Source organism: Streptomyces sp. NPDC044984, from assembly GCF_040646935.1.
Classification (GTDB): Bacteria; Actinomycetota; Actinomycetes; order Streptomycetales; family Streptomycetaceae; genus Streptomyces.
In genome coordinates this window covers 315318-331732 of record NZ_JBEZBE010000002.1, presented here as the reverse complement: position 1 = coordinate 331732, position 16415 = coordinate 315318, and the positions used below count along the sequence as shown (strand labels likewise).

14 protein-coding genes are annotated in these 16415 nt (G+C 71.9%); 12 read left to right on the top strand and 2 right to left on the bottom strand.

The genetic code is table 11. The features are described from left to right. Positions 1-20 precede the first annotated feature (20 nt). The gene (locus tag AB0A94_RS03635) at positions 21-785 is read right to left on the bottom strand and encodes a GntR family transcriptional regulator (protein WP_361738241.1); all 765 of its coding nucleotides are present in this window, start codon (positions 783-785) and stop codon (positions 21-23) included. A 370-nt stretch (positions 786-1155) separates the two neighbouring features. Here AB0A94_RS03635 and AB0A94_RS03630 point away from each other — a divergent pair, with 370 nt between their 5' ends. From AB0A94_RS03630 to AB0A94_RS03615, 4 genes are all read left to right on the top strand, one after another. Further along, positions 1156-2433: an extracellular solute-binding protein gene (locus AB0A94_RS03630; RefSeq protein WP_361738238.1), complete on the top strand. Its 1278-nt coding sequence runs from the start codon at positions 1156-1158 to the stop codon at positions 2431-2433. An 88-nt stretch (positions 2434-2521) separates the two neighbouring features. After that, the gene (locus AB0A94_RS03625; protein ID WP_361738235.1) at positions 2522-3508 is read left to right on the top strand and encodes a sugar ABC transporter permease; all 987 of its coding nucleotides are present in this window, start codon (positions 2522-2524) and stop codon (positions 3506-3508) included. Then, positions 3505-4335 (top strand): carbohydrate ABC transporter permease, encoded by an 831-nt coding sequence (locus AB0A94_RS03620; RefSeq protein WP_361738232.1) that lies wholly within the window; start codon positions 3505-3507, stop codon positions 4333-4335. Before AB0A94_RS03625 ends, AB0A94_RS03620 begins: the two co-directional genes overlap by 4 nt. Positions 4336-4344: 9 nt before the next feature. Then, complete coding sequence (locus tag AB0A94_RS03615; protein WP_361738229.1) at positions 4345-5835, top strand: glycoside hydrolase family 3 protein; 1491 nt, start codon at positions 4345-4347, stop codon at positions 5833-5835. A gap of 40 nt (positions 5836-5875) precedes the next feature. Here the strand turns inward: AB0A94_RS03615 and AB0A94_RS03610 are convergent, their stop codons facing one another. Next, positions 5876-6466, bottom strand: a complete 591-nt coding sequence (locus AB0A94_RS03610; RefSeq protein ID WP_361738226.1) for a YdeI/OmpD-associated family protein — start codon at positions 6464-6466, stop codon at positions 5876-5878. A gap of 358 nt (positions 6467-6824) precedes the next feature. On the opposite strand from AB0A94_RS03610, the gene AB0A94_RS03605 reads away from it, so the two are divergent. The 8 genes from AB0A94_RS03605 (at position 6825) to AB0A94_RS03570 (ending at position 16341) form a co-directional block, all read left to right on the top strand. Next, positions 6825-7220, top strand: a complete 396-nt coding sequence (locus tag AB0A94_RS03605; protein ID WP_217129135.1) for a cell division protein SepF — start codon at positions 6825-6827, stop codon at positions 7218-7220. A gap of 105 nt (positions 7221-7325) precedes the next feature. Next, a complete protein-coding gene (locus AB0A94_RS03600; protein WP_361738467.1) occupies positions 7326-8585 on the top strand; it encodes an ATP-binding protein in 1260 nt (419 codons plus the stop codon). Then, positions 8578-8919 (top strand): nucleotide pyrophosphohydrolase, encoded by a 342-nt coding sequence (locus AB0A94_RS03595; RefSeq protein WP_361738223.1) that lies wholly within the window; start codon positions 8578-8580, stop codon positions 8917-8919. The genes AB0A94_RS03600 and AB0A94_RS03595 overlap by 8 nt, the downstream gene beginning before the upstream one ends. 181 nt (positions 8920-9100) lie before the next feature. Further along, a complete protein-coding gene (locus tag AB0A94_RS03590; protein WP_361738220.1) occupies positions 9101-9571 on the top strand; it encodes a DUF6099 family protein in 471 nt (156 codons plus the stop codon). Between the two features lie 228 nt (positions 9572-9799). Then, positions 9800-10723: an LLM class F420-dependent oxidoreductase gene (locus AB0A94_RS03585; protein WP_361738217.1), complete on the top strand. Its 924-nt coding sequence runs from the start codon at positions 9800-9802 to the stop codon at positions 10721-10723. A 165-nt stretch (positions 10724-10888) separates the two neighbouring features. Continuing rightward, positions 10889-12358, top strand: a complete 1470-nt coding sequence (locus tag AB0A94_RS03580; protein WP_361738214.1) for a 3' terminal RNA ribose 2'-O-methyltransferase Hen1 — start codon at positions 10889-10891, stop codon at positions 12356-12358. Beyond that, complete coding sequence (locus tag AB0A94_RS03575; protein WP_361738211.1) at positions 12355-14949, top strand: polynucleotide kinase-phosphatase; 2595 nt, start codon at positions 12355-12357, stop codon at positions 14947-14949. Before AB0A94_RS03580 ends, AB0A94_RS03575 begins: the two co-directional genes overlap by 4 nt. Positions 14950-15117: 168 nt before the next feature. Next, on the top strand, positions 15118-16341 hold the full coding sequence (locus AB0A94_RS03570) for an arginine deiminase (RefSeq protein ID WP_361738209.1): 1224 nt from the start codon (positions 15118-15120) through the stop codon (positions 16339-16341). Positions 16342-16415: the final 74 nt, after the last annotated feature.

The window sequence follows — 16415 nt, the reverse complement described above, 5'->3', positions numbered from 1 at the left end:
TTTGGAGGTGAACCGCCCGGTCAGGGCCCCGGGCGGGTCAGCGTCGCCGTGAACTTGTAGCGCGAGCCCCGGTACACCGAGCGGACCCACTCGACCGGCGTTCCCGTCTCGTCCCGCGAGTGGCGGGACAGCAGCAGCATCGGCAGGCCCACGTCCGTGGCGAGCAGCCCCGCCTCCCGGGGTGTCGCCGGCGAGGTCTCGATGGTCTCGTCGGCCTCCGCCGGCCGTACCCCGTACACCTCGGCGAGGGTGGTGTAGAGCGAGGTGTAGCGGGTCAGGTTGCTGCGCAGCCGGGGGAAGCGCCGGTCGGACAGGTGGGTCGCCTCGATCGCCATGGGCTCCCCGCCGGCCAGCCGCAACCGCTCGATGCGCAGCACCCTGTCCTTCGGCTCCACCTCCAGCAGGGCCGCCAGCTCCGCGTCGGCGGCGATGTACCCGATGTCCAGCACCTGCGAGGTGGGGTTGAGCCCCTGTGCCCGCATGTCCTCGGTGTACGAGGTCAGCTGGAGCGTCCGGTAGACCTTCGGGCGGGCGACGAACGTGCCCTTGCCCTGGATCCGGTCGAGCCGGCCCTCGCCGACCAGCTCCTGCAGGGCCTTGCGGATCGTGGTGCGGGAGGTGCGGAACTCGACGGCGAGCAGACGCTCGGCCGGCATCGGGGCGCCCGGGGCGCGTTCGTCGGTCATCTGCAGCAACCGCTGCTTGATGCGGTAGTACTTCGGTACGCGCCCGATGCGGCCCGGCGCCCCCGTGTCGGCCTGGGCGCTGCTGACGTCCGTGCTCATGACCTGCCTTCCGGCTGCGGTGTCCGGCGCGCGGACGGCAGGTGCCGACCGCGGTGCACGTCGGCGGACGGCCGGGTTCGGCGCCGCACGCTCGGCGATCCCGTTATAACGGTGTGTTCTCGCTTTGGTCTAGTCCAAACGTCAACCCGTCCTCGTTTGGGTGGAGTTCCGCGCTTCACCGGGGACGCCGGAGCCGTTATCCAGGCGTGAGTTCACGACCCTTGACAGGGCCATAGGTCTAGGCCAAGCTCCCCTTGCTGGTCTAAACCATTTAGAGGAAGCCGGGTCCCAGCCCACCGAGCTGTTGCGCCGCTGTGGGGGTACCGCCGAGGGCGTGGGTGTGCAAGGCATTCCTGAGGAGGGGTGGCGCGTGAAGCGCAAGCTGATAGCCGCGATCGGGGTCGCGGGCATGCTGTTCTCCGTCGCGGCGTGCGGCGGCGACGACGGTGACGGCGGCGACAAGGCCGGCGCGGACGGTTACGCCGGCGAGACGCTCACCGTGTGGGTGATGGACGGCTCGTCGCCCGACGACTGGCAGGCGGACCTCGCCAAGGAGTTCGAGGCGAAGACCAAGGCGAAGGTCAAGTTCGAGAACCAGCAGTGGAACGGCATCCAGCAGAAGCTGACCACCGCCCTGTCCGAGGAGAACCCGCCGGACGTCTTCGAGATCGGCAACACCCAGACCCCGGCCTACGCCAAGACAGGCGGCCTCGCCGACCTGGGCGACCTCAAGACCGAGATCGGCGCCGACTGGACCGACTCCCTCAACAACTCCTCCGTCTTCGAGGGCAAGCAGTACGCGGTGCCGTGGTACTTCGCCAACCGCGTCGTCGTCTACAACAAGAAGGTCTGGGCGGACGCGGGGCTGAAGGACACCCCCAAGACCCGCGACGAGTTCTACGACGCGCTCAAGACGATCGGTGACAAGACCGACGCCGAGCCGATCTACCTGCCGGGCCAGAACTGGTACCACTTCGTCGGCCTGGTGATCGGCGAGGGCGGCGAGCTGGTCAAGAAGGACGGCGACAAGTACGTCTCCAACCTGGCCGACCCCAAGGTCGCCGCCGCCACGGAGACCTACAAGAAGTTCCAGGCGCTGTCCGAGGCGCCCAAGGACAAGGACGAGGCCACCCCGCAGCAGGGCGAGATCTTCGCCAAGGGCAAGACCGGCGCGTTCATCGGCATGGGCTGGGAGGCCGCCACCGCGGTCAAGGCCAACCCGAAGATCGAGCAGGACATCGGCTACTTCACCATCCCCGGTGCCACGGCCGACAAGCCCGAGGGCGTCTTCCTCGGCGGCTCCAACCTCGCCGTCGCCGCGGGCAGCAAGAAGCAGGAGCTCGCCAAGGAGTTCCTGCGGATCGCCCTCTCCGACAAGTTCGAGGGCGCGCTCGCCAAGGCCAACGGCGTCATCCCCAACAAGGAGTCGCTGCAGAGCAACCTCGAGGGCAACGCGCCCGCCGAGGCCGCCGCGCCGGCCGCCGCCGTCGGCGGCACCACGCCGCTGATCCCCGAGTGGGCCGCCGTCGAGAACGACCCCAACCCGATCAAGACGTACCTGACCGCCGTCCTGAACGGCAAGTCCCCGGCCGAGGCCGCCGAGCAGGTCGAGGGCGAGTTCAACAAGCGCCTGGCGCAGCAGCAGTAGGCGCGCGAGCGCACGGATGGGGACGGGGGCCGGCCGCGCGCCGGCTCCCGCCCCGGCGTCGAGTACGTCGAGAAGAGAGAGCGCGAGCATGACCGTGCAGACCGAACGGCCGCCCTCCGGCCCGGCGGACGTCCGCAAGGCGGACGACACAGGACCCGGCAGGCCGACACCGCGAGCCGCGTCGCGCGCCGGCGCGCTCGCCCCGTACCTGTTGCTGCTGCCCGCCGTCGCGGCCACCGTGCTGCTGCTCGGCTGGCCGCTGCTGAAGGACCTGCTGCTGTCCTTCCAGAACCTCAACATGGCGCAGCTGATCCAGCACGTCACCGAGTGGAACGGCGTCGACAACTACAAGGAGGTCCTCACCGGCGAGGACTTCTGGCGGGTCACCCTCCGCTCGATCCTGTTCACGGCGGCCAACGTCGTCCTGATCATGGTCCTGGGCACGCTGACCGGCCTGCTGCTCGCCCGCCTCGGCACACGGATGCGGTTCACCCTGCTGTTCGGCCTGGTGCTCGCCTGGGCGATGCCCGTCGTGGCCGCCACCACCGTCTACCAGTGGCTGTTCGCCCAGCGCTTCGGCGTCGTCAACTGGGTCCTGGACAAGCTCGGCTGGCACTCCATGGCCGACTACAGCTGGACCAGCAGCCAGATGTCGACGTTCTTCGTCGTCACCCTGCTGATCGTGTGGATGTCGATCCCGTTCGTCGCGATCAACCTCTACGCGGCGACCACCACCATCCCCAAGGAGCTCTACGAGGCCGCGTCCCTCGACGGCGCCGGCGCCTGGCGGAGCTTCACCACGGTCACCATGCCGTTCCTGCGGCCGTTCCTCTACGCGACGACGTTCCTGGAGGTCATCTGGGTCTTCAAGGCGTTCGTCCAGGTCTTCACCTTCAACGGCGGCGGCCCCGACCGGCTCACCGAGATCCTGCCCGTCTACGCCTACGTCGAGGGCGTCGGCAACCAGCACTACGGCATGGGCGCGGCGATCGCCGTCCTGACCATCCTGATCCTGCTCGGCCTGACCGCCTACTACCTCAGGATCGTGCTCAAGCAAGAGGAGGACGAGCTGTGAAGCGCTCGCTCTTCGGCCGCCTGTGGCCCAACGTCACGGCCGTCGTCCTGTTCATCGGCTGCGTCTTCCCCGTGTACTGGATGTTCGCCACGGCGTTCAAACCGACCGGCGACATCATCTCGGAGGACCCGGTCTGGTTCCCCACCGACATCACCTTCGAGCACTTCGAGACCGCGACCAGCGTCGACAACTTCTGGACCTTCGTCGGCAACTCGCTGATCGTCACCGTCCTCGCGGTCGTCTTCTCGCTGGTCATCGCCCTGGTCACGTCCTTCACCCTGGTGCGGATGCGGTTCAAGGGGCGGCGCGGCTTCATCATCGGCTTCATGCTCGCCCAGATGGCGCCCTGGGAGGTCATGGTCATCGCGATCTACATGATCGTGCGGGACGCCTCCATGCTGAACAGCCTGGTGCCGCTCACGGCCTTCTACATGATGATGATCCTGCCCTTCACCATCCTGACGCTGCGCGGCTTCGTCGCCGCCGTGCCCAAGGAGCTGGAGGAGGCGGCGATGGTCGACGGCTGCAGCCGTCTCACCGCGTTCCGCCGGGTCGTCCTGCCGCTGCTCGCGCCGGGCCTGATGTCCACCTCGATGTTCGGCTTCATCACCGCCTGGAACGAGTTCCCGCTCGTGCTGGTGCTCAACAAGGAGGCCGAGGCGCAGACCCTGCCCCTGTGGCTGTCCAGCTTCCAGACCGTCTTCGGCGACGACTGGGGCGCGACCATGGCCGCCTCCTCCCTGTTCGCCGTCCCGATCCTGATCCTCTTCGTCTACCTGCAGCGCAAGGCCGTCAGCGGCCTCACCGCGGGCGCCGTGAAGGGATAACGCCACCCGATGACGACAACCACCACCGGCACCGACACCCTCACCCGGGACGCGCTCGCCGTACTGCAGCCGGGCTTCGCCGGCACCACCGCGCCCGACTGGGTGCGCCGCCGGCTGGCCGAGGGCCTCGCCTCCGTCGCCCTCTTCGGCCGCAACGTCACCACCGCCGAACAGGTCACCGCCCTCACCGCGCAACTGCGGGCCGAGCGGGACGACCTGCTGGTCGCCATCGACGAGGAGAGCGGCGACGTCACCCGCCTGGAGGTCCGCACCGGCTCCTCCTTCCCCGGCAACCACGCCCTCGGCGCCGTCGACGACACCGACCTGACCCGGGGCGTCGCCCGCGAGCTCGGCCGCCGGCTCGCGGAGTGCGGCGTCAACTTCGACTGGGCGCCGTCCGCCGACGTCAACGCCAACCCCGACAACCCGGTGATCGGCGTGCGCTCCTTCGGCGGCGACACCGCCCTGGTCGCCCGGCACACCGCCGCCTACGTCGAGGGTCTGCAGTCCACCGGCGTCGCCGCCTGCACCAAGCACTTCCCCGGCCACGGCGACACCAGCGTCGACTCCCACCACGCGATCCCGCACATCGACCTCGACGCCAAGACCCTCGACGAGCGCGAACTGCAGCCGTTCCGGGCGGCGATCGCGGCCGGCACCCGTGCCGTCATGAGCGCGCACATCCGGGTGCCGGTCCTCGACCCGGACCGCCCGGCCACGCTCTCCCGGCGCATCCTCACCGACCTGCTGCGCGGCGAACTCGGCTACCAGGGCCTGATCGTCACCGACGGCATGGAGATGCGCGCCATCTCCGGCACCTACGGCCTCGAACAGGGAGTCGTCCTCGCCATCGCCGCCGGCGCCGACGCGATCTGCGTGGGCGGCGGGCTGTGCGACGAGGGCACCGTGCAGCGCCTGCGGGACGCACTGGTCGCCGCCGTACGCTCCGGCGAACTCCCGGAGGAGCGGCTCGCCGACGCCGCCGCCCGGGTGCGCGCCCTCGCCGACTGGACCGCCTCCGTACGACGGTCCCCGGCCGCGGCCGTCGCACCCGAGCCGGAGATCGGCCTCACGGCGGCCCGCCGCGCGGTGACCGTCACCCGCGCCGCCGGTCCCGCGCCGGTCACCGGACCGGTGTACGTGGCCACCTTCAACCCGGCCCCGAACATCGCCGTGGGCGACGAGACCCCGTGGGGCGTCGGCGCGGAGCTGGAACGGCTGCTGCCCGGCACCACCACCGGCCACTTCACCGGCCCCGACGCCGGCGAGCAGGCGCTGAAGGCGGCGGCAGGGCGGCGCGTCGTCGCCGTGGTCCGCGACGAGCACCGGCACCCGTGGATGCGCACGGCCCTGGACACCCTGCTCGCCGCCGACCCGTCCACCGTGGTCGTGGAGATGGGCGTACCGCAGTCCGCACCGCGCGGCGCGGCGCACATCGCCACCCACGGCGCGGCCCGCGTCTGCGGCGTGGCGGCGGCGGAGGCGGTCGTAGCGGGCTGACCGGACAGGGGGAACGGGGGAACGGGGACATCGGGGATGTCTAGGGGTAGATCTTCCGCCCCTCGGCGAGCATGGCGACGAACTTCTCGATCCGGGCCGCCCGGGTCCCCGGCCGCTTCGCCTCCTCGATCCGGTGGAGGATCGCGTACCGGTTGCGGCTGTCGAGGGTGCCGAAGAAGTCACCGGCTCCGGGCGCCGCGTCCAGCGCGGCCCGCAGGTCGTCGGGGACGGTCGCCGTGCTCTGGCTCGCGTACGCGGCGTCCCAGCGGCCGTCCGCCCGCGCCCGTTCCACCTCGCGCAGTCCGGACGGCCGCATACGTCCCTGCTCGATGAGGTCGAGGGCCTTCTGCCGGTTGACCGCCGACCACCGGCTGCGCGCCCGCCGCGGGGTGAACCGCTGGAGCCAGTGGGTGTCGTCCAGCCCCTTCTTGTGCCCGTCGATCCAGCCGTAGCACAGTGCCGACTCCAGCGCGGTCGCGTAGTCGACCCCGGTGATCCCGGACCCCTTCTTCGGGATCCTCAGCCACACCCCGTCGACGTCCCCCTGATGCTCCTCCAGCCACGCCTCCCAGTCCCCTTGCGTCTCGAAGGCGGCAACGGGCCCCACCACACCGTCCACTTCATCAGCCATGCGCTCATGCAACAGGGCCGAGCGACACGGGTCAACGAGAGACCGCCCCCGCCGCCCCTTCCCTGAAGGCTGTGCTCCCAGACCCCCCTTTCGGCCCTGAGCGGAGCCCCGGGTCGGGACGGGAAGGGGCGGCGAGGTCGGGCAGGGCCAGCCCACTCATGGGGTCTCCCTCCCGCTCATGGGTCTCCTTCGCGAGCGGCGCGGTCCTCGACGGTGCGCCGGGCACCCCACGGGTACCCGGGGCAAGCGTCACGCTGCGCGGGCCCCGCGATGGCGGAGCGTGTCGTTATTGGGCCGAACGGGTGACCATGAGTAAGAATTGCCCGATGCAGACAGCCAGCGCGACAGGGGACGGAGCATGCCGGTGAACAGCCACGACGTCACCGACGAACAGTGGGAGGGGCTCGCCCAGGTCGTTCCGCTGCGGGGCCGCGACGCGTGGCCGTCCGCGGTGGGCCACCGCGCCCTGCCCGAGGCCGCGACGGAGGCGCGCCGCCGCTTCGTCGTCCTGCGGGTGAACGTGTTCGCGGACGCCCGCGAGGTCGCCGAGACACTGATGTCCGGGATACCGGTCCTGCTCGACCTGACCGGCGCGGAGACCGAGACCGCCAAACGGGTCCTGGACTTCAGCACGGGCGTCGTCTTCGGCCTGGCCAGCGGAATGCACCGGGTCGACCGCAACGTCTTCCTCCTGACCCCGGCCGGCACGGAGGTCACGGGGCTGATGGAGGGGGTGGGGGTGCCGGGGGCCTGAGCGCGTCGCCCGATCGTGGGAAGGCCCGTGGAGCGGAACGGTTCGCCCCGTACCGGACCCCTTAGCGTCCCGCACATGACCCCACCTTCCCCGCCCCGCCCGGGCATGAGCACGCCGCCCTCGTCCGCGGGCCCGGCCGCACCGGATCCGCGGGCCGCACCGGATTCACCGGTTGTGCCGGATCAGCTGGATTCACCGGTTGCGCCGGATCTGCCGGCCGCGCGGTCCGTCGGCGTCGTGGGTCACCCCGACCGGCCGCGCGTCACCGAGCTGCTGCTGTCCGCCTTCGCCGGGCACCGCGGCACGGCGCTCCCGCTCGGGGCGCTCACCCTGCTCGCCGGGCCCAGCGGGAGCGGCAAGACCAGCGCGCTGCGGGCGTACGAGGCGCTCGCCCGGCTCGGCGGCGGGGCCGAGCTGGGGGAGGCGTTCCCGGAGCCCGGCGCCTGTGTGCCGGAGCGGGCCCGCGCCGACGCCCAGCGCCGCCGCGGCTTCCGCATCGGCTGCACGGCCGACGGTCCCGGGGGGCCGGTCCGGCTGGAGGTCGCCGTACAGGCCGAACCCGGGCTGCGGATCGTGGGGGAGCGGCTGACGGCGGGCGGGACGGTCCTCCTGGAGACCGCCCTGCGCGACCCCGGCCGGCGCACCGTACAGGCCGCCTGGCACACGGCCGGGGCGGCTCCGGTGACCCGCGCCCCGCTGCCGGACGACCGGCTCGGCACCGCGCTGCTGCCGCTGCGCGTCGCCGGCAAGACCCCCGGGCAGCGCAGGGTGCTCGCCGCCGCCGAGCAGATGGTGGTCGCCCTGCGCTCCGTCTTCCCCTGCGACCCCCGCCCCGAGCGGATGCGGGACCCCGTCCGGGTCGGCACCGGGCGGCTGCTCGGCGGCTGCGACAACCTCGCCGACGTCCTGTGGCGCACCCGCGCCGAGTGCGGACGCCGGTACGCCCTCCTCGTGGAGGCGGTGCGCGCCGGATGCGCCGGGCCGGTCACCGGCCTGCTCGCCGAGCCGTACGACGCCGGCCGCCTGGTCCGCGCCCTCCTCGACCGGGGCGACGGCACCCGTACCGAGCTGCGGCGCCTCGGTGACGGCGAGCTGCGGTACGCCGCGCTCGCCCTGGTGCTGCTCACCGGGCCCGGTGTGCTGGAGGTCGACGCGCCCGGCGAGGTCCCGGCGGCGCTCCAGACCCTCACGGTCCTCGCCGACGGCCTGGACCGGGCGCTGGATCCGGTGCAGCGGGGCGAGCTGCTGCGCCTGGCGGCGCGGATGTGCGAGCGCGGGCACATCCGGCTGGTCGGGGCGGTGAGCGACGCCTCCTGGGCGGCGGGGGTGAGCGGGGTGACGGTGGTACACCTGGACCGTGACTGATCCTTACGACCTCGCGGGGCTCCAGCACCGGCTCGCCGAGTTCGCCGCCGCGCGCGACTGGCAGCCGTACCACACCCCGAAGAACCTCGTCGCCGCGCTCAGCGTGGAGGCGTCCGAACTCCTCGAGATCTTCCAGTGGTTGACGCCCGAGGAGTCCGCCCGCGTCATGGACGACCCGGACACCGCGCACCGCGTGAGCGACGAGGTCGCCGACGTCCTCGCGTATCTGCTCCAGCTGTGCGAGGTGCTCGGCGTCGACCCGCTGGCCGCGCTGGCCGCGAAGATCGACCGCAACGAGCGCAGGTTTCCGGTGGGGGAGCCGCCCCAGGGGTGAGGATCCATCGACTCCGTTATCACTCTCCGTATATGAAAAGTGAACTCCATCCGAATCGTTGTCGGCAGATTTCGGTCTTCCTCTGGCTTTTTGTCTCACACTCTTTCACTCTGGGTAGTGAACAAGGGAGTTCAACGGATGCGGACGCGCGGGCAGCGCGTCGGACGGACGGGGGCAGCGCATGGACGCTGTGCGGCTCATCGTGACGAGCAGGCGCGCCCTGGCCGCGGGCGGTGGCGTGCGGGAGCTGCTGACCGAGGTGTGGCAGGCGCAGGCTCTGGCGCAGGCGATCGGGAGCCGCCTCGCCGTCGTCGGCCCGCCCGAACTGCGGGGTGAGGCACTCGGGCTGACCGAGCTGGCGGGCCGAGGCTGCGGAGTGCTGGGCGCCCCGGAACTCGGCCCGGACGAACTGCGCGCGGCCCGGCTCACCGAGCTGGGCGAGACCCGACCGGTCCTGATGCACCTCGGCGGTCTGCTCGGCGAGGTCGGTATCGCCCTGGTGGGGCTCGCCTCCTCCGCGGACGACGAGGCGACGTACTGGCAGTGCATGGAGGCCATCGACGCGGCGGACGAGTCCCGCGACCGCGTCCTGGAGATGCTCCGCAAACTGGCCTCCCGCGACGAGGCGCCACCGGAGCGCGAGGCCGGCTGACACGGAGTTCGGTCCGGTGGGGCTGCGGGTCGTGCGCCTGCGGCGCAGCGTCCGGTCCGGTGGGGCTGCGGCAGCGCCTGCGGCGGGTGGGCGCGACGGCGCCCCGCAGGCGCCGGGCCGCGCGGACACCCCTCCGGCCCGCACCGACGCCGCTCACCTTGTGAGAGCAGAGCCGCGCACCCCCCCCGCAAGCACCGCCCCCCGTCCCCGAGAGTGCAGGATGGAGCCATGGATCTTCGCATCTTCACCGAGCCCCAGCAGGGCGCCACCTACGACACCCTCCTCACCGTCGCCAAGGCCACCGAGGACCTCGGCTTCGACGCCTTCTTCCGCTCCGACCACTACCTCAGCATGGGCTCCGCCGACGGCCTGCCCGGTCCCACCGACGCCTGGATCACCCTCGCCGGCCTCGCACGCGAGACCAAGCGCATCCGGCTCGGCACCCTGATGACCGCCGGCACCTTCCGCCTCCCCGGCGTGCTCGCCATCCAGGTCGCCCAGGTCGACCAGATGTCCGGCGGCCGTGTCGAACTCGGCCTGGGCGCGGGTTGGTTCGAGGAGGAGCACAAGGCGTACGGCATCCCCTTCCCGAAGGAGAAGTTCGCCCGCCTCGAGGAGCAGCTGGAGATCGTCACCGGCCTGTGGGCCACCGCGGTCGGCGAGACCTTCGACTTCCACGGCACGTACTACGACCTCACCAAGTCGCCCGCGCTCCCCAAGCCCGCCCAGTCCAAGGTGCCGGTGCTCATCGGCGGTCACGGCGCGACCCGCACCCCGCGCCTCGCGGCCCGTTTCGGTGACGAGTTCAACATGCCCTTCGCCTCGGTCGAGGACACCGCGCGCCAGTTCGGCCGGGTCCGCGACGCCGCCCGGGAGGCTGGCCGCGACCCGGGCGAGCTGGTCTACTCCAACGCCCTCGTCGTCTGCGTCGGCAAGGACGACCAGGAGGTCGCCCGCCGCGCCGCCGCGATCGGCCGCGAGGTCGACGAGCTCAGGACCAACGGTCTTGCGGGCTCCCCCGCCGAGGTCGTCGACAAGATCGGCCGCTACGCCGAGACCGGTGCCGACCGCATCTACCTCCAGGTCCTCGACCTGCACGACCTCGACCACCTGGAACTGATCTCCGCCCAGGTCCAGTCCCAGCTGTCGTAGGCGCGAGCACCGCACCACCCGGGGCCGTCCGTACGGAACGGGCGGCCCCGCCGCATGCGCCGGTAAATTCCCGGGGCATTCCCGACGGTTCCCGGTACGTTGGCACCACACGTCCGAATCCGGCGTGTCCCCCCAGCTCAGAAGGCGTTTCGAGGTGTAACCACCGTGTTCCTGACGATCAGTACCACCGGCTCCGCCGAGCGCCCGGCGACCGATCTCGGTTTCCTGCTGCACAAGCATCCCGAGAAGGCGCAGGCGTTCTCCACGTCCTACGGCACGGCCCACGTCCTCTACCCCGAGGCGGACGCCGAGCGCTGCACGGCGGCGCTGCTGCTGGAGGTGGACGCGGTGGCACTGGTCCGGCGCGGCAAGGGCAAGGGCCGCGGGGGTGCCCCCGACGCGGCACTCGCGCAGTACGTCAACGACCGCCCGTACGCGGCGTCCTCCCTGCTCGCCGTCGCGCTGAGCGGCGTCTTCTCCAGCGCGATGCGCGGCGTGTGCGCCGCCCGCCCGGAACTGCCGGGGCAGCCGCGTCCGCTGCGCATCGAGGTGCCCGCGCTGCCCGCGCGCGGCGGCGCCGAACTCGTCCGCCGGCTCTTCGAGCCGCTCGGCTGGACGGTCACCGCCGAGCCCGTGGCCCTGGACGCCGAGTTCCCCGAGTGGGGCGACTCGCGGTACGTGCGTCTGGTCCTGGAGGCGGCGACGCTCACCCTCGCCGAGGCCCTGCGCCACCTCTACGTACTGCTCCCCGTCCTCGACGACGCCAAGCACTACTGGGTCTCCTCCGACGAGGTCGACAAGCTGCTGCGCGCCGGTGAGGGCTGGCTGCCCGCGCACCCGGAGCAGAAGCTGATCGCCGGCCGCTACCTGTCCCGCCGCTGGTCGCTGACCCGCCAGGCCATGGAGCGGCTCGAGCTGGTCCGGCTGGCCGAGGTGGACGACAGCGACGTCGAGGAGATCGACAACGCCGTGGCGGCGGAGACCGAGTCCGAGTCCGAGGAGAAGCCGACCCCGCTCGCCGTGCAGCGGCGGGAGGCGATCCTCGCCGCGCTCCGCGCCTGTGGCGCCGCCCGGGTGCTCGACCTCGGCTGCGGCCAGGGCCAGCTCGTACAGGCACTGCTCAAGGACCCGTCCTTCACCGAGATCGTCGGCGTCGACGTGTCGATGCGGGCGCTCACCATCGCCTCCCGGCGGCTCAAGCTGGACCGCATGGGGGAGCGGCAGGCGGCGCGCGTACAGCTCTTCCAGGGCTCGCTCGCGTACACCGACAAGCGGCTCAAGGGGTACGACGCCGCCGTGCTCAGCGAGGTGATCGAGCACCTCGACCTGCCCCGGCTGCCCGCCCTGGAGTACGCGGTGTTCGGCGCGGCCCGCCCCCGCACGGTCCTCGTGACCACCCCCAACGTCGAGTACAACGTGCGCTGGGAGACCCTCCCGGCCGGGCACGTCCGGCACGGCGACCACCGCTTCGAGTGGACCCGCGAGGAGTTCCGCGCCTGGGCGGCCGAAGTGGCCGAACGGCACGGATACACCGTGGAGTTCGTGCCCGTCGGGCCGGACGACCCCGAGGTCGGACCGCCCACCCAGATGGCCGTGTTCACGGCCGGCACCGTGAAGGAGGAGAAGGCCGCATGACCGCCACCACCGGGACCCCGCAGCCGCGGGGCCGCACCCTGCCCGTCACCGACCTCTCCCTCGTGGTGCTCGTCGGCGCCTCCGGCTCGGGCAAGTCGACCTTCGCCCGCCGCCACTTCAAGCCGACCGAGGTCATCTCCTCCGACTTCTGCCGCGGTCTGGTCGCCGACGACGAGAACGACCAGAGCGCGAGTCGGGACGCCTTCGACGTGCTGCACTACATCGCCGGCAAGCGGCTGGCCGCGGGCCGCCGCACCGTCGTCGACGCGACCAACGTGCAGCAGGACGCCCGGCGGCAGCTGGTCGAGCTGGCCAGGAAGTACGACGTCCTGCCGATCGCCGTCGTGCTCGACGTCCCCGAGAACGTCTGCGCCGAGCGCAACGCCACCCGCACCGACCGCGCCGACATGCCCCGCCGGGTCATCCAGCGCCACACCCGCGAACTGCGCCGCTCCCTGCGTCACCTGGAGCGCGAGGGCTTCCGCAAGGTGCACGTGCTGCGCGGTGCGGAGGAGGTCGAGCACGCCACCGTCGTCACCGAGAAGCGGTTCAACGACCTCACCCACCTCACCGGCCCCTTCGACATCATCGGTGACATCCACGGCTGCGCGGCCGAACTGGAGGCACTGCTCGGCAAGCTGGGGTACGTCGACGGCGTGCACCCCGAGGGCCGTACCGCCGTCTTCGTCGGCGACCTCGTCGACCGCGGCCCGGACAGCCCCGGCGTGCTGCGCCGCGTGATGGCCATGGTGAAGGCGGGCGACGCGCTGTGCGTGCCCGGCAACCACGAGAACAAGTTCGGCCGCTACCTCAAGGGCCGCAAGGTCCAGCACACCCACGGACTCGCCGAGACCATCGAGCAGATGGACGAGCAGAGCGAGGAGTTCCGCGCCGAGGTGCGGGAGTTCATCGACGGACTGGTCAGCCACTACGTCCTCGACGGCGGCCGGCTGGTGGTCTGCCACGCCGGTCTGCCGGAGAAGTACCACGGCCGCACCTCCGGCCGGGTCCGCAGCCACGCCCTCTACGGCGACACCACCGGCGAGACCGACGAGTTCGGCCTGCCCGTGCGCTACCCGTGGGCGGAGGACTACCGCGGCCGGGCCGCCGTCGTCTACGGCCACACCCCCGTCCCGGAGGCGACCTGGCTCAACAACACCATCTGCCTGGACACCGGCGCCGTCTTCGGCGGCAAGCTCACCGCGCTGCGCTGGCCGGAGCGGGAACTGGTCGACGTACCGGCCGAGCGGGTCTGGTACGAGCCGACCCGCCCGCTGCGCACCGAGGCCCCCGGCGGCCACGACGGCCGCCCGCTGGACCTGGCGGACGTGTACGGCCGCCGCTTCGTCGAGACCCGGCACCACGGCCGGATATCGGTCCGCGAGGAGAACGCCGCCGCGGCCCTGGAGGTGATGAGCCGCTTCGCGGTCGACCCGCGCCTGCTGCCGTACCTCCCGCCGACCATGGCACCCACCGCCACCTCGCACCTCGACGGCTACCTGGAGCACCCGGTCGAGGCGTTCGCCCAGTACGAGCGGGACGGCGTCGCCCGGGTCGTGTGCGAGGAGAAGCACATGGGCTCCCGCGCGGTCGCCCTGGTCTGCCGCGACGCCGGCGTGGCCGCCGCGCGCTTCGGCGTCGGGGGAGGAACGACCGGCTCGCTCTACACCCGCACCGGCCGTCCCTTCTTCGACGACCGGGCCGTCACGGAGGAGATCCTCGGCCGGCTGCGCACGGCGGTCACCGAGGCCGGCCTCTGGGACGAACTCGACACGGACTGGCTGCTGCTGGACGCCGAACTGATGCCGTGGTCGCTGAAGGCGTCCGGGCTGCTGCGCTCCCAGTACGCGGCGGTCGGCGCCGCCTCCGGCGCGGTCTTCCCGGGCGCACTGGCCGCCCTGGAGAGCGCCGCGGCCCGCGGTGTGGACGTCGAGGACCTGTTGAACCGTCAGCGCGAACGCGCCGGTTCCGCCGCGGCGTTCACCGACGCGTACCGCCGCTACTGCTGGACCACCGACGGCCTGGACGGCGTCCGTCTGGCCCCGTTCCAGATCCTCGCCGTCCAGGGCCGCAGCCTCGCCGCCCTGCCCCACGACGAGCAGCTCGCCCTCATCGACCGCCTGGTCGAGCACGACACCACCGGACTGCTGCAGACCACCCGCCGCCTCTACGTCGACACCGCCGACCCCGAGTCCGTGCGCGCCGGAGTCGACTGGTGGCTGGAGATGACCGGACGCGGCGGCGAGGGCATGGTCGTCAAGCCGGTCGGCGCCCTGGTGCACTGGGGGTCCCCCCGCTCGAGCGAAGCCGAGAGTGGGGGAGAGAAGGGCCGCCCGGTGCAGCCCGGCATCAAGTGCCGGGGCCGCGAGTACCTGCGGATCATCTACGGTCCCGAGTACACCCGCCCGGAGAACCTGGCCCGCCTGCGCAACCGCTTCCTCAACCACAAGCGCTCCCTCGCCCTGCGCGAGTACGCCCTCGGCCTGGAGGCCCTGGACCGCCTCGCCGGAGGCGAGCCGCTGTGGCGGGTCCACGAGCCGGTCTTCGCCGTCCTGGCCCTGGAGTCGGAGCCGGTGGACCCGAGGCTGTAGCGGGCGGACGCGCACCACGACCCGGTCCGGGCGAGGTCCTCCAGGGCCCTGTCCGGACCGGACCGGTGTGCGCGGCCCCGTGCGCCGCGGCTGACGGAAGCGGATTTCCGGAAGCCGGGAACCCGGGGACAGGGGTGAACCCGCGCCCGGACGGTCAGGATGAAAGGCATGACCTACCACGTCGACTCCGAGGCCGGCCGGCTCCGCCGCGTCATCCTGCACCGGCCCGATCTCGAGCTCAAAAGGCTCACCCCCAGCAACAAGGACGCCCTGCTCTTCGACGACGTGCTCTGGGTGCGCCGGGCGCGCGCCGAGCACGACGGGTTCGCCGACGTCCTGCGCGACCGCGGCGTCGTCGTCCACCTCTTCGGCGACCTGCTCGCCGAGACGCTGGACGTCCCGGCGGCCCGCGCGCTCGTCCTGGACCGCGTCTTCGACGAGAAGGAGTACGGCCCGCTGGCCACCGACCACCTCCGCGCCGCGTTCGAAACCCTCCCGGGGCCCGAGCTGGCCGAGGTGCTGATCGGCGGGATGACCAAGCGGGAGTTCCTGGACGCCCACCCCGAGCCGACCTCCGTGCGCTTCCACGCCATGGAGCTCGACGACTTCCTGCTCGGCCCGCTGCCCAACCACCTCTTCACCCGCGACACCTCCGCCTGGATCTACGACGGTGTCGCCATCAACGCGATGCGCTGGCCGGCCCGGCAGCGCGAGACCGTGCACTTCGAGGCGATCTACCGGCACCACCCGCTGTTCCGCGCGGAGCCCTTCCACGTCTGGTCCCAGGGGCAGGCCGACTACCCGTCCACCATCGAGGGCGGGGACGTGCTGGTCATCGGCAACGGCGCGGTGCTGATCGGGATGAGCGAGCGGACCACCCCGCAGGCGGTGGAGATGCTCGCGCACAAGCTGTTCGCGGTCGGCTCCGCCGAGACCATCGTCGCGCTCGACATGCCGAAGCGGCGTGCCTTCATGCACCTCGACACCGTGATGACCATGGTCGACGGCGACACCTTCACCCAGTACGCGGGGCTCGGCATGCTCCGCTCGTACACCATCGAGCCGGGCGCGGGGGACAAGGAGCTGAAGGTCACCGACCATCCGCCGGAGCACATGCACCGCGCGATCGCCGCCGCGCTGGGGCTCAGCGAGATCCGGGTGCTGACCGCCACCCAGGACGTGCACGCGGCCGAGCGCGAGCAGTGGGACGACGGCTGCAACGTCATGGCCGTCGAGCCGGGCGTCGTCGTCGCCTACGAGCGGAACGTCACCACCAACACGCACCTGCGCAAGCAGGGCATCGAGGTGATAGAGATCCCCGGCAGCGAGCTGGGCCGGGGCAGGGGCGGGCCGCGCTGCATGAGCTGCCCCGTCCAGCGGGACGCGGTGTAGAGCGCCGTACGGAAACGTCCCGCACGGAAACGTCCCGCAGGAAAACGTTCCGTATAGAAATACAAAAGTTCGTA

Excerpts from the sequence above, each read along its gene's own strand:
- AB0A94_RS03635 (WP_361738241.1), bottom strand. The coding sequence starts at position 785 with ATGAGCACGGACGTCAGCAGCGCCCAGGCCGACACGGGGGCGCCGGGC.
- AB0A94_RS03575 (WP_361738211.1), top strand. The coding sequence starts at position 12,355 with ATGACCGCCACCACCGGGACCCCGCAGCCGCGGGGCCGCACCCTGCCC.
- AB0A94_RS03600 (WP_361738467.1), top strand. The coding sequence starts at position 7,326 with ATGAGCACGCCGCCCTCGTCCGCGGGCCCGGCCGCACCGGATCCGCGG.
- AB0A94_RS03590 (WP_361738220.1), top strand. The coding sequence starts at position 9,101 with ATGGACGCTGTGCGGCTCATCGTGACGAGCAGGCGCGCCCTGGCCGCG.
- AB0A94_RS03585 (WP_361738217.1), top strand. The coding sequence starts at position 9,800 with ATGGATCTTCGCATCTTCACCGAGCCCCAGCAGGGCGCCACCTACGAC.
- AB0A94_RS03625 (WP_361738235.1), top strand. The coding sequence starts at position 2,522 with ATGACCGTGCAGACCGAACGGCCGCCCTCCGGCCCGGCGGACGTCCGC.
- AB0A94_RS03570 (WP_361738209.1), top strand. The coding sequence starts at position 15,118 with ATGACCTACCACGTCGACTCCGAGGCCGGCCGGCTCCGCCGCGTCATC.
- AB0A94_RS03605 (WP_217129135.1), top strand. The coding sequence starts at position 6,825 with ATGCCGGTGAACAGCCACGACGTCACCGACGAACAGTGGGAGGGGCTC.
- AB0A94_RS03615 (WP_361738229.1), top strand. The coding sequence starts at position 4,345 with ATGACGACAACCACCACCGGCACCGACACCCTCACCCGGGACGCGCTC.
- AB0A94_RS03610 (WP_361738226.1), bottom strand. The coding sequence starts at position 6,466 with ATGGCTGATGAAGTGGACGGTGTGGTGGGGCCCGTTGCCGCCTTCGAG.